At 44.1% G+C, this 16,079-nt stretch carries 9 protein-coding genes; 3 read left to right on the top strand and 6 right to left on the bottom strand.

Features of this window, described 5'->3' with window-relative positions; genetic code table 11:
- Window positions 1-413: 413 nt before the first annotated feature.
- From lexA to Q4561_RS07135, 3 genes are all read right to left on the bottom strand, one after another.
- Window positions 414-1,040 (bottom strand): transcriptional repressor LexA, encoded by a 627-nt coding sequence (lexA, locus tag Q4561_RS07145; protein WP_057795164.1) that lies wholly within the window; start codon window positions 1,038-1,040, stop codon window positions 414-416.
- A gap of 175 nt (window positions 1,041-1,215) precedes the next feature.
- The gene (locus tag Q4561_RS07140; RefSeq protein WP_303458669.1) at window positions 1,216-4,797 is read right to left on the bottom strand and encodes a VCBS repeat-containing protein; all 3,582 of its coding nucleotides are present in this window, start codon (window positions 4,795-4,797) and stop codon (window positions 1,216-1,218) included.
- 156 nt (window positions 4,798-4,953) lie between these two features.
- Window positions 4,954-7,068 (bottom strand): TonB-dependent siderophore receptor, encoded by a 2,115-nt coding sequence (locus Q4561_RS07135; RefSeq protein ID WP_303458667.1) that lies wholly within the window; start codon window positions 7,066-7,068, stop codon window positions 4,954-4,956.
- A gap of 280 nt (window positions 7,069-7,348) precedes the next feature.
- Here Q4561_RS07135 and Q4561_RS07130 point away from each other — a divergent pair, with 280 nt between their 5' ends.
- On the top strand, window positions 7,349-7,831 hold the full coding sequence (locus Q4561_RS07130; RefSeq protein WP_303458666.1) for a GNAT family N-acetyltransferase: 483 nt from the start codon (window positions 7,349-7,351) through the stop codon (window positions 7,829-7,831).
- 144 nt (window positions 7,832-7,975) lie between these two features.
- On the top strand, window positions 7,976-10,423 hold the full coding sequence (plsB, locus tag Q4561_RS07125) for a glycerol-3-phosphate 1-O-acyltransferase PlsB (RefSeq protein ID WP_303458665.1): 2,448 nt from the start codon (window positions 7,976-7,978) through the stop codon (window positions 10,421-10,423).
- A gap of 200 nt (window positions 10,424-10,623) precedes the next feature.
- Here plsB and ilvA read toward each other — a convergent pair whose 3' ends face one another.
- From ilvA to Q4561_RS07110, 3 genes are read right to left on the bottom strand one after another with little or no spacing between them, the layout of a single operon-like run.
- A complete protein-coding gene (ilvA, locus tag Q4561_RS07120) occupies window positions 10,624-12,165 on the bottom strand; it encodes a threonine ammonia-lyase, biosynthetic (RefSeq protein ID WP_303458664.1) in 1,542 nt (513 codons plus the stop codon).
- Window positions 12,162-14,012, bottom strand: a complete 1,851-nt coding sequence (gene ilvD / locus Q4561_RS07115; RefSeq protein WP_208804668.1) for a dihydroxy-acid dehydratase — start codon at window positions 14,010-14,012, stop codon at window positions 12,162-12,164. The genes ilvA and ilvD overlap by 4 nt, the downstream gene beginning before the upstream one ends.
- Window positions 14,013-14,046: 34 nt before the next feature.
- Window positions 14,047-14,979 carry a branched-chain amino acid transaminase gene (locus Q4561_RS07110; RefSeq protein ID WP_126871502.1) on the bottom strand — a complete coding sequence of 311 codons (933 nt, stop codon included), beginning with the start codon at window positions 14,977-14,979 and terminating at the stop codon, window positions 14,047-14,049.
- Between the two features lie 446 nt (window positions 14,980-15,425).
- Between Q4561_RS07110 and Q4561_RS07105 the strand changes: the two genes are divergently transcribed.
- Window positions 15,426-16,040 (top strand): trimeric intracellular cation channel family protein, encoded by a 615-nt coding sequence (locus tag Q4561_RS07105; RefSeq protein ID WP_303458662.1) that lies wholly within the window; start codon window positions 15,426-15,428, stop codon window positions 16,038-16,040.
- Window positions 16,041-16,079 lie beyond the last annotated feature (39 nt).

Here is a 16,079-nt window from a genome sequence, read left to right as displayed (position 1 = left end):
CGCAAGTCTAGTCTTTTCTAAGAAAAAACTATTCCAGCGTTCAATTATTAATCAAAAGTTGAATGCGAAGCAGGAGAAGTTATTACAGCGGCTGTAGCGTTTCGCATATAAATAGTGAGCCCGTTTGAAACAGTTATTTTGAACAACACGGGCTAAATGAAGTGAACAGTAAGTTGCTTAGAATCAAGTGGTAGTCACGTAATCATGGTTGTTTTTCAAACAGCGGCAATAAACGAAGCCGTTAAAAGTAGGACAAAAAAGAGGGACATTGCGAATAGCGTAAACGTGAAGTCTGTAATTACTTAGTTATCGGCAGTTTTTTACCCTTACACAAGTTTATCAAGCGAGCAGAGTAACTTAAACATACAAAAAAGCGGCCTAAAAGCCGCTTTCTTTATTACATTGCCAAAAGGCTACATCCAATCAGCATTTCGAATCACGCCAACGGCAATACCTTCGATTGAGAAAGGCTCAGAAGCCAAATCAACTTTGATAGGTGAAAATTCATCGTTTTCTGCATGAAGTAATACTTCACGGCCGCGCTTTTCGAGACGCTTAACGGTAACGTCTTCATCGACACGGGCTACAACGACTTGGCCATTGTGAACATCGGTAGTGCGGTGCACCGCTAGCAAGTCACCATCAAGAATACCAATGTCTTTCATACTCATACCGCTTACACGAAGCAAGAAGTCGGCGTGAGGCTGAAACAGCGCGGGATCGACCTTATAATGAGATTCTATATGCTCTTGCGCAAGAATCGGCTCACCTGCGGCTACTCGACCAATAAGAGGTAGACCTTCTTCTTCAGGGGCTTCATCTTCAAGTGGAATATTCAACTTAATACCACGAGAGGTGCCTGGAAGGATTTCGATGACGCCTTTACGGGCCAGCGCTTTTAAATGTTCTTCAGCGGCATTCGCAGAACGAAAACCTAAATGACGGGCAATTTCTGCACGGGTAGGCGGCATGCCAGTTTCGAGCATGGTTGTTTTTATTAGCTCGAGAACTTCTGTTTGTCTTGCTGTGAGTGGGCGCATAAAAGACCTGTCTGTCTATACAGTTCCTGTAAGTATATACACCTAAAAGGAAATAACAAGCGCTTGATGCTATTTACGTGCTATGAACATTTACCACCCAGTACACTTACTATTTAAAACAAAAGGCCCTACCTAAGTAGAGCCCTTTTTTCATACCTTACGAATTTAGAGCTTACTAATGCACCCAAAAGGCACTTGAGTAAGAAGACATCTGCACTTCAAGGCTCCCTGAATCTCCTTTACGGACTTTCAAATTACCATATCGTTGAGTAGGCTGAGCTGAAAATCCAGGGCTGCGCCACCGAGTAAAGCCATCAGTTCCAAAACTAACTAATTGACTAATAGTAGCAAGAGAATAGTCATGGGGATTATGGCTTATGCCAATAAGGCTCTGATTTTGGTCAGTCGTTACATCAGCTTGAATGTTATATATATTAGCAGGCATATTTTTACGTGAACTTTCAATCAGTGCATCACCGGAAAACTCATAAATAACAAGTTCATTACTATAATTCGTACATGCTAACTCAGGCTGTGCATCTGAATCTGCGTTTAACGTAATTAATTCGCTACATATTGCGTCAGTAGAGGCGACTTGTGACAATCCTGCGTCCGTCATAGCTAAAACTTCTACCCCAGAATTATCAGATGTTAACACTATATATGCAGTACCATCCGATACAAAGGGAGCTAAGTTCCTAACGTACCCGTAATTATAGTTCGCAATGACTGATTGATTTTGAACATCAAAAATATACAGTTCAGTCCCTATCATCACTAATGCGTCGGTGAAGCCGTCAAAATTAATATCTAATGCTTCTATTATACCAATACTGCTATTGTTGGTTGAATCGTACTGCCAGTGAATCTCTCCATTATGTAGCTGGATAGCTGCAAAGCCTCCATCATAATAACTGGCCCTTGATGAAAACAAATCTCCAGCTCCATCATTGTTAAAGTCGATAGCAATAGAGTTAGCGCCGGCTCCCCAGTTCTCAGAAACCGTATCACTTAGTTCTACATTCCCTTCTTTATCTAACATGATGTAACGTGATGAGCCATAGCCACTTTCAGTTGATGAGATAAAGTATATTGCGCGTTCCTCATCGTCGATGACATTTGCCCAACCAGATGACGAAAAGCTATCTAACTGTACTTCCGTTGCATCTTCTTTAATAGTAATGGTACTGCCATTCAGTTCTGCGGTAATAAGTTCATCAGCACCAGTAGACGACACCCCCGTTCCCCACAACACCTCAGTTGAACCATCATTATCTATATCACCCACTGTAATCGACATTACACCATGATCCTGAGAGCTCACTCGCCATAGTTCGCTTAAACTACCATCGGTCATGGTGTAGGCGGTAACGTCTCCCCATTGGCAATCGCCGACAAGGAGTACAGATTGCTCAGACAATGTCGCATCGCTGATATCACACGTATTGAAGTTATCAAAGTTATCGAGCTGCACTTTAGTAACGGCTGAGTACACTTCAACATGGCCCCAATAACCAGCACCCACGATTTCACTCACGCCATCTCCGTCAAAATCCGGAACAGCAATATGCGCATCGCCAAAACCATTGCTTTTAACCCATTGATTTTCACCCGATACCAAGTCATAAACGAAACCACTATTAGCGATAAGCTCCAGTGCTGAATCATTATCAACATTAGCAACAGCGATTTCTTTTGCATTACCAACATCAAAACTAAATAGCGTAGTTTCTGGTGAATCTAAAGCGATAACATTCGCTGTTGTATCTTCGCTGTAATTTTCAGTAGCAACTAGATAAATAAGCTCTTCGATACCATCGCCATCGATATCCGCAAGGGTAGCGCTTCGAATTTCCATCTCACTTTCGAACAGAGTTTCAGCCATTTTATCTGTATCAGTAACTACCGACACACCATATTCCGTCACAATAAGAATATCGTCTTTATCATCGCTATTCACATCGCTAATCAGTACCTGTCGATGTAATCCCTCGGTTGGAAGCATATAAGGATATAACCACGTTTGTTGGTAGCGCCCATCAATCAATGAAAGCGTGAAAACATTGGAGTTAGAGTCTGTAGACACTAATTCGTTGTTACCATCTCCGGTTATATCTGCTACGTGCATTGCATTGTTGGAACTAGGTACAAGCAGTCCTGAGCGCGCTAACGTTATATCTCTGTCTGACTTAACGGTGACAACACGTTCAATATATGTTTCTGGAGTCGCACCGTCTTCAGAAAAGACAAATGTGAAATATTGCAATGGAAATAATTGCTCATCAGGTACTTGCCAGCCAATTACACCGCTATCAGAGACTACCACTCCATCAGGTCCAGCAATTAGCGCTACCCCAGCTGAAGTTTCGCCGGTGTCGGGATCACTAATCGCAACTGTAAATTCGATATAGTCTCCGGTTTGAATTTCGTCGGGAAGGTTTTCGATAACAACTTCTGTAGGGCTATCGCTAATGACAATATTCAACGGCCATGATTCAATAGTATTGGCACCGTCAGAGACCACCATAGATACTTCTAATTTGTCGCCAAAGGCTGCCACATAAGCAGGCAAAGTGTCCGATGTATACGCTTCAAGCAGGACATCATTTAAATACCAGCGATAGCTTATTGTTAATTCATCAAAGGTATTATCAGGGTCGTCATAATAGCCAGGGGATACGACTATGTTGGTAGTAGTATAAATATCACCCCAAGGGTAGATTAAATTAGGCGCACCAGCTGATGGAGGCAGAGAAAGCTCGTCTAGCGGAAATAATGTTTTGTTATTATTTCCATACAGCAACTCATAAACGTCAATGTAATAAACACCCATGTCGTAGACATCATCACCATCGGTATCAACGACAAATTTAACTGGACCCTGTTCAAAAATAAAAGCCGCTTTATTCGTACCTTCTATTAATACGGTGGCATTATACAGGTACGGCGGATATTCACCTTCAACGTCGAACGAAACTTTTACTTTCCCCGCATTTCCAATATAGACATCGCCTTCCATTGAAATGGTATCCGTGGAGTAGCTATAGGTCTCATTCGAGGTCATATCGAATTTATAGCTATTTTCACCTATTCTCGCGGTAATGTACTGTTCAAAAGTATCGCTATAGCCGGTTTCATAATCAGTTCCAGTGTTTTTATAGGAGGCGTAGCCAGATAGCTTCGTTATAACGTCATCATACGCCCACTGGAGATCGCCAAAATATGTTACGAAGTGAAAGTTACCTTCATCTACTGACAATACATCGAGCGCTGCAGTCCCATTTATGGTCATATTATCGTAAAAATACTGGCAGTTTGAGTATGTTAGCGAAAGCTTAATTGTCTCGGCGCTCTCAACCTTACCTTGATATCTTACTGTTCCCCTTTCACCGCACTGATAGGTAGCATCTACATTCCCGCTAGCATCAATTGCACCGGAGAAGTCTTCATCCCCAATACTGGGAATAACCAACTGAGATTCACCAAACAATAGGTTGTAAGCTTCCTCAGCTATGGCAGGAGTAACCTCCGAGTTTGCGCTACTACCAGCATAGTCTTCATTAGCAATAGAAATAGCAGCACTTCGCAACTCACTAGAAGTGTAATTAGATGCGTCTTGAATTTTATCGATGGCTGTTGATACTGGTGGAACAATTGGCGTAACTGGTGGATTGGAATCGGATCCACCTCCACCACCACAGGCGGTTATTGTTAGTAAGCTTGAAGCAAGCACAGAAATACAGACAAGTTTTTTCACTTTTTATCGTCCTTGATTTTTATTTTTCGCGGGTAAAAATACCCTAGTGATATTATTTGAACAATAGGATCTTACTTAAAATCTTCGAAATGAGGTAAATTTAATGTAAAAAGCGGCCATTTGACCGCTTATACTATTGACTTTTAATTGCTAATCTTAGAATCGATATTGCAAACTTACACGGGCGTTAAGCGGCTCGCCGGTAGCAATATTGTTATCGTTATGCGCCGACGGGAAGTAGTCCTCATCAAATAGGTTTTCCACATTTAGCTGAATTTTAACGTCTTCGCTGTAATCGTAATAAAGTGCAGCGTCTACGCGAACAAAGTCAGGTAGTTCAACGGTGTTATTTAATGACGCGTACTGTTCAGACTGGTAAATCACGCCTAATGCAACACGCCATTTATCGTCTACTTCATACTGGTTCCATAACGTCAGCATATGCTCAGGTAACTGCGCTAAATCGCGGTTCGCCAATGTGCCATCTACAATTCGGCCCATTTCTTCACCATCTAGGTTGCTATAACCAGCATTGATTGCCCAACGCTCTGAAAGCTTGCCCACCACCTGCACTTCAAAACCTTTGGTTTCGGTACCAGTTAAAATAGACGCTTCTGGATTGTTAGGATCTTGCGCTGTACCGTTTTCACGTTCAACTTCAAATGCCGCTGCTGTCACGCTTAGCGAGTCAGATAAATTCCACTTAACGCCAATTTCTTTATTTTCAAACTCTTCTGCTTCTAGCGCTTGGCTTGAAAGTGAGAGCGAAAGGAATTGATCACCAGAACGAGGCAAGAACGATTTACTGTAACTGGCGTAAATCGATACTGATTCCGCTGGCTTGTAAATTACACCTGCTCGAGGCGACACTTGTGAATCAGAGCTTGATAGAAAACCATCGTTGCCGTCGTCAGCACCGTTTGCTACTTCAATGCTATCTACCACATCGATATCAAAATTGTCGTAGCGAAGACCGGCCACCACAATCCAATTGTCGTTTAGTTTAATTTCATCTTGCACGAACGCTGACGTAAAGGTGACATCTGATGCACGATCCCTTACTGGGTCTGTTAGCGTCATTGAAGGAATAACTAATGGGTCGCTAAACGTAAAAGTGACTTGATCGTCTTGGCTGTCAGCAAAAAACGCGTCACGACGGGCGTTTTCTGTATCTTGGCTGCCGTATTCCACACCCGTCAATAATGTATGGGTAATATCGCCCGTGGCAAACTGACCAATTAGGTTTAGTTGAACTAAGGTGTTCTCACGGGCGGTGGTATCACGATATCCGTCTAACGTTACTGTGCCTGCATCAGCGTCAAAATTAACGGGGTACAAGTTCTGATAAGCTTTATCATAATCTGCAACTTGAACGGTACCGTTCAAGTTCCAATATTGCGATAAAGAATGATCAACACGAACGCGAGCAATATGGGCTTCTAGAGTAGTATTGTTGAAGTCTGGATCACCAAAATAAGTGTCGTCAAAGCCTTCCAGCGGCGCACCATCTAATGAAGGTATACCTCTATCTACTAAACGGTCATCATTTACGTATTCGTAAGATGCCACTACCGTAGTGTCGTCGTTAGCCAGCCATGTGTAGGTAGGGTTAATCGCGTAACGTTCACCGTCTTTAAAATCACGATGATTATCAATACTGTCAAATACACCGTTAAAACGAAAAGCATTATTAGCATCTATGACTTTATTGGTGTCGACACTAATAGAACCTGCGCCAAAGGTATCAATACCGGCAGACAGTGTAGTGAAATCTTCTGCACTACTGGCCACTTTAGTCACACGGTTAACCACGCCACCGCCGCCTCCGCGACCAAATAGCAGTGCGTTCGCGCCACGCAAGATTTCAACGCGCTCTAAGTTATAGAGAGGGCGGAAATATTGAACGTCGTCACGAAGACCATCGACAAAGAAATCGGCAGTGGTGTTTTGACCACGAATAGTCACCTGATCGCGATGATCTTCACCCAGTCCAATGCTCACACCTGGGGTGTATTGCATAACATCGGCGATACTAAACAATGCTTGTTCTGAAATTTGCTGCGCACTTACTACGGAGACCGACTGAGGCACATTGATTAGCAATGTAGGGGTTTTAACCGCTGTGGCCACTTGCTGACCAAAGAAGGCGCCACGTACAGTAATACGTTCAACGCTTTCATCCGATTTAACCTTTTTGTCTTGAGCCAAAATAGGTGTGCCATAAAGTGCCAATAGAACAGCAGTAGAAATAATTGCTTTACCAGGTTTCAAGCAAATCTCCTTAATAATAATTTAAACAGTATTAAAAATGATACATATTCTTATTTAGGCTGGATTCTAGACACATTGCTTACTAATTAAAAGGTGTATTAACAAAAATTAAACTTTCGTATAAATGAAAGCGTCAGCTTGACTAGACAGTCTAGTGAAACCGCGCTCACCAATAGAATATGTGCCTTCAACATGGCCTACGTCGAGATGACAAGTTTGATGTTAAGGCATAAAGTAACCTTTCTTTTATTTAGCCTTAATCAGAGCATTGAGTTCCGTCATGTTGCATTACCTCGACTATACCCCCGAGCTAGCCCCTCACTTTGACCGTATTAATAGAGAGTGGATCACCAAAATGTTTCGTTTAGAGCCCGTTGATGAGGCCGTTATTGGCAACCCTCAGCGTAATATTATCGACAAGGGTGGATACATTTGGTTTGCTGAACATCCAGATTTTGGCATCGTTGGTACATGCGCATTAATGAAAAAAGGGGAAGGGGTATTCGAACTTACTAAGATGGGTGTGGTCAGTGAAGCAAGAGGGTTGAAAGTAGGCGAAGGCTTGCTGCAACATGTGTTGAACAGCGCACCTGCCATCGCTTTTAATACATTATTTCTTTTGACGAATAAGAAGTGCGAGGCCGCCATTCATCTTTATGAGAAAAATGGCTTTGTTCATTGTGAAGAAATCATGCAAAAATTTGGTTGTGCTTATGAACGCTGCGACGTGGCAATGCATTATAAAGGTGTTGTCACCAATTGATCTGAGTGTAAGAAATCTCTCAATCTATAGCTAAGGTGACAATTTATACAAATGACGCTTTCAAACAGCTCCACGGCCTCTGCGTGACATTGCACGAGATGTGGTACACTTCCCCCGTTTTAATTTCATAGGATTACAGAATTCATGTCGTGGATGCGAAAAGCCCTTTTGTCGCTATTTCATTATCCTGTTAAGTTGCTGGTTAAAGCCCACAGCATTCCCGTAAACGTAGAGTCTGAGCTTGGTATCGATAAATCAAAGCCTATCGTTTACCTGCTTCCAGCAAACTCGGTGACGGATCAACTTGCGCTTAGAATGTCGACTGAAGCGCTAGGTCTACCTAGCCCAACGGACACACTGACGTTAGCCGGAAGAGAGTATCCCTCTACGCTGTTTTTACGCAAAACCCAGCCTATCTTTCGTTCAGAAGCGGACGATACGGGTATTGAGGATGTGTTTACCGACCTGTTTCATTTGCACAGAGATCACCATCAATTAGATTTGCAGGTCGTTCCTGTGTTTGTAACTTGGGGCCGTGCACCAGGGCGAGGCACACCAGGTTTAGCCGATCTTATTGCCGACAACGCTGCGCCAAGTTGGCTAAGAAAGCTCTTTATCGTGATATTTTTGGGCCGCGATAATTTTATCAATTACTCAAAAGCAGTATCGGCTCGTGCTATGTCAAACCAACATGGTAGCGACAAAAGTATTGCGCATAAATTAGTGCGTGTAGCCAGTACTCACTTTCAGCGTAAACGCCAAAGTATGACGGGGCCTACCCTGTTAGAGCGCCAAGAATTGAACAACAGCGTGCTTGGCTCTGATGCGGTGCGCCGTGCCATGGCGGAAGAATCTCGCAGTAAAAAAATCACTCACGAAGCGTCGAAAGAAAGAGCGCAGTCTTATATTACCGAAATAGCCGCTGACTATCGTGAAGGGCTAATTCGTTTCGGCGACCGCCTACTTACCCGAATTTGGAACAAAATTTATAACGGTATTAGTGTTGGTCACTCTGAACGTATTCGAGAGTTGGCCGCAAACGGTCATGAAATTGTTTACGTACCTTGTCACCGTAGTCACATGGATTACCTTTTACTTACCTACGTAATTTACCATGAAGGCATGGTAACCCCGCATATCGCTGCGGGTATAAACCTCAATTTCTGGCCCATAGGTAAAGTATTCCGCCGAGGCGGCGCCTTCTTTTTACGCCGAAGCTTTGCTGGTAACAAACTGTATACCGCGGTATTTCGTGAGTATTTAGAGTTACTGTTTAATAAAGGCTATTCGGTTAAGTATTATCCTGAAGGTGGGCGTAGTCGAACTGGTCGCCTTATTCCGCCTAAAACAGGCATGCTTGCTATGACCATTCAAGCCATGCTGAAAGGGGTTAATAGGCCCGTTAGCATAGTGCCGGTTTATATCGGCTATGAAAACGTGATGGAAGTGAAGAGCTACCTTAACGAATTGAAAGGTACAAAGAAGCAAAAAGAATCTAACTGGCAAGTATTTTCAGCTATTCGTAAGCTTAAAAACTACGGCCATGGCTATGTAAACTTTGGTGAGCCTATTCAGCTGAATCAATTTTTAGAAACCCATGTGCCAAACTGGCGAGAATGCCGTGATGCCGAGCCAGAGAAAAAACCTGCATGGCTAACACCTGCAGTAAACGAGCTCGCAAACAATGTAATGACGCGTATTAACCGAGCCGCAGCAGTAAATGGCATGGCGTTGACGTCACTATGTTTGCTGTCGTCTAAAACGCAAACCATGAGTGAAGCAGAGCTTAAACAAGCAATGGGCGACTTCATTAACTTGTTTAAAACTGTTCCTTTCAGTGCCGACGCCACTATTCCTGACGCCAGTCCGAAAGCGTTATTCGACGAGACATTGAAGCTAGGCAAATTCGAGATAAAAGAAGATGACTATGGTCGTTTAATTAGTCCTCAGCCAAAATCTGCGGTTTATCTTACGTATTATCGTAATAATATTTTGCACTTGTTCGCTTTGCCTGGCCTTATCATGGCGAGTGTATTTGCGCATAAGGGGATTACTAAAGCCTCTGTTTTCCAGCTTATTGCCGCACTGTATCCACTGCTTCAGCGTGAGCTATTTTTACACTTGTCACAAGATGAAGCCCTTGCACACACAGATGCACTTATCGATGCATTAGTTGACCAAGGCTTACTGCGCATTAAAGAGGGTGATTTACTTCCACCTGATGCCCAGCAAAAGCAGTTTCATTCAGCATGGTTATTAAGCCGTTGTATGCAAGAAACCTTGCAGCGTTATGCGGTAGTGCTAACTATTTTAGACAAAGAGAAAGTGATAAGTCGCGGCGCACTTGAACGCACTAGCCGCCAAGTGGCAGAACGCTTATCTACCCTTTATGGGCTAAGCTCACCTGAGTTTTACGATAAGAACGTACTTTCTAGCTTTATTAGCGCGTTAAAAGATAACCATTGGTTAGACTCTACCGAAGATGGCAGCCTGAAATACTCTGAAGAGTGTGAAGCACTTCGGGAAGACGTGATGGCGCTAGTATGGCCTGAAATGACCCAGCATCTAGAGAACGTGGTATTGCATAACTAGCCTATACTTTGTCAATGTGGTTGCAGCTAGTAACTAGTTACAGCGCTGCACGCTGAAGAGACTCTTATCGATGCCACAAAAAAGCCGAAACGTTGAAATACAACGCTTCGGCTTTTTTATTGATTTGGAATACGCTTTACCTCGCCCCAAGGTAAGCCATGCTTAACTTGAAGCGAGGTAAAGCGAAAACGGTTTGCTCTTTACTTAGATGGTTGTGACAAGAAGAACTTATAGGCAGGATCTTGTGTTACTTCATCTACTTTGTAGCCAAGTTCAATAACATGCTCATTGAAAGCGTCTCGGCTTTCAGGGGCAATATCAAACCCAACTAATACCAAGCCTTCTGCCGCACCGTGGTTGCGGTAATGGAACAAGGTAATGTTCCACGTCTCACCTAGGGTGTTTAAGAAGGTTAGCAATGCGCCAGGGCGCTCTGGGAATTCAAAACTGAATACTTGCTCGTTAAGAATGGCCGGTGGTCTTCCCCCTACCATATGACGAACGTGTAGTTTGGCTAATTCGTTATTGGTTAAGTTAAAGCACTGATAGCCTTTATCTTCTAAGTCGCTCTGCAGGCTTAGAAACTCTTGCTGACCGCCTTTTAATTTAACCCCAACGAAAATATGGGCTTCGTCGTCATTAGCATAACGATAGTTAAATTCGGTAATCGCTTTTGCGCCAACACATTCACAAAACTGCTTAAATGCCCCTTTGCGCTCGGGTATTTTCACTGCAAATACGGCTTCTTTTTGCTCGCCCAGTTCACAGCGTTCAGACACATAACGCAATGTATGGAAGTTAATATTCGCGCCGCATAAAATGCCGCCTAGCTTCTTACCCGTAAGGTCGTGCTGCTTGGCATACTTTCGAATAGCAGCTACAGACAAGGCCCCAGCAGGCTCAGCAATAACGCGGGTGTCATCAAAGATATCTTTAATAGCACCGCAGATTTCGTCGTTGCTTACCGTCATGGTTTCATCAATTAGGCGATTACACAGCCTAAAGGTTTCTTGCCCCATCACTTTAACGGCAACGCCATCGGCAAAAATGCCTACGTTTTCAAGTGCAGCAGGTGCACCTTCTTTTTGCGCCAAGGCAAAACAGGCAGACTCTTCCGATTCCACAGCAACAATTTTAATCTCTGGCTTTAACTGCTTTAAATAAACCGCAATACCGGCCGCTAAACCGCCACCGCCTACCGCAACAAACAAAATATCCAGATTAGGGTTTTGCTCTAGCAGTTCACGAGCAACCGTTCCTTGACCCGCGATTACATCAGGGTCATCGAAGGGTGGCACAAAGGTATAACCATGTTCTGCACAAAGCGCTTTCGCGTGGCCACTTGCTTGATCGAAACTCGTGCCATGAAGCACAACGTTTACATGGTCGCCGCCAAAACGGCGTACTGCATCAACTTTGATGTCAGGGGTCGTTTCAGGCATCACAATAGTTGCCTGAATGCCTTTGCGCCTAGCGCTGTACGCCAAACCTTGTGCGTGATTACCGGCTGAAGCACCGATAACGCCGGCATTAAGTTGTGCTTCGCTTAACGAACTTATTCGGTTATAAGCACCGCGTAACTTAAATGACTTTACCGGCTGCTGATCTTCACGCTTTAAGAATATTTCATTGCCTAATTCGGCAGACAACAACGACATGTAAGAAAGCTCACTGCTTACGGCTACATCGTAAACAGGGGCTAATAGAATTTTCTTTAGATAGTCGTGATCGCTAACGGTCATAGATTTTCCAGTTTCGATACATCACGTACTGCACCTTTATCCGCACTGGTGGCCAATGCAGCAAAGGTTTTCAATGATGTTGATACTTCACGAACGCGATCTTTAGGGCGCCAAGGCTTATCGCTGGCTTCCATTTTCGCGCGGCGCTCTGCAAGCTCCTCATCGCTAATAGCGATGTTGATGCTACGATTTGGAATATCAATTTCAATCTTATCGCCGTGCTCAACTAAACCAATACCACCGCCACTGGCAGCTTCTGGTGAGCAGTGACCAATCGACAGGCCACTAGTACCGCCCGAGAAACGGCCATCGGTAACGAGTGCGCACGATTTACCTAAGCCTTTCGACTTCAAGTATGACGTGGGATATAGCATTTCTTGCATACCCGGTCCGCCGCGTGGGCCTTCGTAACGAATGAATACCACATCGCCTGCTTTCACATCGTCAGCCAAAATACCGGCTACGGCATCATCTTGGCTTTCATAAATACGTGCAGTACCGGTGAACTTCAAAATTGAGTCATCAACACCAGCGGTTTTAACAATACAGCCATCTTCTGCCACATTACCGTATAACACAGCTAGGCCGCCTTCTTGGCTAAAGGCGTTTTCAACCGAGCGAATACAACCGTCTTCGCGATCTGCATCTGCTTCATCCCAACGACAGCTTTGGCTGAACGCTTGGGTCGTACGAATACCAGCAGGGCCTGCGCGGAAAAATTTAATTGCATCGGTATTCTCTGGGTTAGTGATATCCCAATCGGCAATTACTTCTGTAAGCGACTTACCTAACACATGGTTTGCATCACCATGCAGTAAGCCACCTTTATTTAATTCATTCAAAATACCCAATACGCCACCAGCGCGGTGCACATCTTCCATATGGTATTTCGGGGTAGACGGTGCCACTTTACATAAGTGCGGAACCTTACGTGACAGTCTATCGATGTCGTTCATAGTGAAGGGTATTTCACCTTCCATTGCTGCTGCTAACAAATGTAAAATCGTATTAGTTGAACCGCCCATGGCGATATCTAAGCTCATGGCGTTTTCAAAGGCATTGAAGTTAGCAATGTTACGTGGCAACACGCTTTCGTCATCGTCGCCATAGTAACGTTTACACAGCTCTACAATTTGCGAACCCGCTTTTTTGAACAAACCTTCACGGTCTGCGTGGGTCGCTAGCATTGAACCGTTACCCGGAAGCGATAAACCTAGCGCTTCGGTTAAGCAGTTCATTGAGTTTGCAGTAAACATACCTGAGCATGAACCACAGGTAGGGCATGCAGAACGTTCAATTTCGTCGGTATCAGAATCACTGACTTTATCGTCAGCAGCGGCTACCATGGCATCGACTAAGTCGAGTTTGATGATTTGGTCAGAAAGCTTGGTTTTACCCGCTTCCATCGGACCGCCTGATACAAACACTACAGGTACGTTTAAGCGCAATGACGCCATTAACATTCCTGGAGTGATTTTGTCGCAGTTAGAAATACATACAATGGCGTCGGCGCAGTGCGCGTTCACCATGTATTCTACTGCATCAGCAATAATTTCACGGGAAGGCAAGCTGTAAAGCATTCCGCTATGGCCCATAGCAATACCATCATCTACCGCGATAGTATTAAATTCTTTTGCTACGCCACCAGCGGCTTCAACGCTTCGTGCGACTAATTGACCCATGTCTTTTAGATGCACATGCCCCGGCACAAACTGCGTGAAAGAGTTAGCAATAGCAATAATAGGTTTACCGAAATCAGAATCCTTCATTCCCGTTGCACGCCATAAAGCGCGTGCGCCGGCCATATTTCTACCTTGCGTAGTCGTTGCAGATCGTAACTTGGGCATAAAATCCTTCCCGTTTAATAAATAGCTAAATTAATTACTTGTAAACCGGTGTTAACCAGTTCCACTTGTCTTCAGTAGTACCGTTGAAAAGACCGAAGAACATATCTTGAACTTCTTTGGTGATTGGGCCACGGCCGCCCGCACCTACTTCAATACCATCTACACTGCGTACTGGCGTCACTTCTGCCGCTGTACCGCACATGAAAACTTCATCCGCTAAGTACATGGCTTCACGAGGAATATTCTCTTCGCGAACTTCGTAGCCTTTGTCACGTAATAGCGTGATACACGTATCGCGAGTAATACCTGGAAGAATAGCCGCGGTTTTTGGTGTAGTAACCACAATGCCGTCACGTATAACGAAAATGTTTTCGCCAGCGCCTTCACTAATAAAACCATTAGTATCAAGGGCAATACCTTCACCGTAGCCATGACGACGGGCTTCCATCGAGATAAGCTGTGAAGATAAGTAGTTACCACCGGCTTTAGCACCAGTAGGCATGGTGTTAGCAGCTAAGCGATTCCAAGAAGAAATACCCGCATCTACACCATTTTTAAGGGCTTCTTCACCTAAGTAAGCGCCCCATTCAAATGCAGCAATAGCAACTTCAGCTTCTGTACCGAAAGGCACTTGAAGTCCCATGCCAATATCACCGTAAAACGCGATAGGGCGAATGTACGCTGATTTCAATTTGTTCTCACGAATGATATCAAGGGTAGCTTGGTTAATTTGATCTAACGTGTATGGAATGGTCATACGATAGATTTTAGCTGAATCGAACAAACGACGGTTATGGTCGTTCAAACGAAAAACACAAGTGCCTTGATCCGGCGTGTTATATGCACGTACACCTTCAAATACAGACGAGCCATAATGAATAGCATGCGTCATTACGTGAACAGTCGCGTCTTTCCAATGTTTCAATTCGCCATTAAACCAAATATGTTCGGCAGGTTGCTTAGCCATGAGTAATCCTTCAAAAATTGAGCGTAAAGCCCGAACCGCGTTTTGCGGAAATATTAATACCGAGACGAATGATACATGACAGTGCGCGAGCGCCCAATACATGGGATGCAATACGCGACGCGCGGACACATAAATTTACGCATCTGTGCTTAATCACTGACATTGAAACACTGTCGTTTGTCGTAAAAACAAAGGACATCAGATAAAAACAATAAGCTTATGCTATTGAATTTACAGATTTAATTGACGAGCAACACCCAATTCCATGGATGAATGCTAAAATGAATGGTTGTACGATAGGGCTATGGCTTATTTACCCCGATTAAACATGAATTGGCCGTTACATGCTTAATTGGGCAAAGAAATAACATGAAACCACAGCCAAAATCAAGTATTTTGCGGCTCAAAAGCGTATTTCACAAGATAAATAAAGGTATCGCAATAAAATGATAGACTGGTTCCACTGGTTAAATTTAGCAGGGGTAGCCGTGTGTGCTATTTCTGGCACCCTAATGGCCTATCAAAAACGGATGGACGGGTTTGGCGTTATTGTATTGGCAAGTGCCACCGCCATTGGTGGCGGAACATTGCGAGACATGATGCTAGATGTGCCCGTATTCTGGATTGCAGATAACGATTACCTTTACACCACGCTGATTGCTGCCTTTATTCCTATCATTTGGTTACGAGTTAGTCCGCGCTTCCCTTATCACTATTTGCTTATTGCTGACGCCTTTGGATTAGCGCTATTTAATGTAGTGGGTATTGAAAAAGCCTTAGCCAATGACACTGGCATCGCCGTCGCCATTGCCATGGGCACCATTACAGGGGTGTTTGGTGGTCTATTACGTGACGTAATATGCAGAGAAGTGCCATTAGTATTAGGCGGAGAACTCTATGCGACGACCTGTATTGCTGGCGGGATGGCCTACGGGCTAGCTATGTACTTGGGCTTGGAGGCTCAATGGTGCGGTGCAGTTGCGCTTGCCACCACGGTATTAATGCGACTGGGCGCCTTGCGCTGGCACTGGGAAATGCCGGTCTTTTACAACGAAAATTAGTCCTTCTTCTTGCCCTAAGTACAGTTTCAGCTTTTACCA

Origin of the sequence: Alteromonas sp. 1_MG-2023, from assembly GCF_030547075.1 — a bacterium.
In the GTDB taxonomy this organism is placed as follows: domain Bacteria; phylum Pseudomonadota; class Gammaproteobacteria; order Enterobacterales; family Alteromonadaceae; genus Alteromonas.
This window is presented reverse-complemented; position numbering and strand designations above follow the sequence as displayed.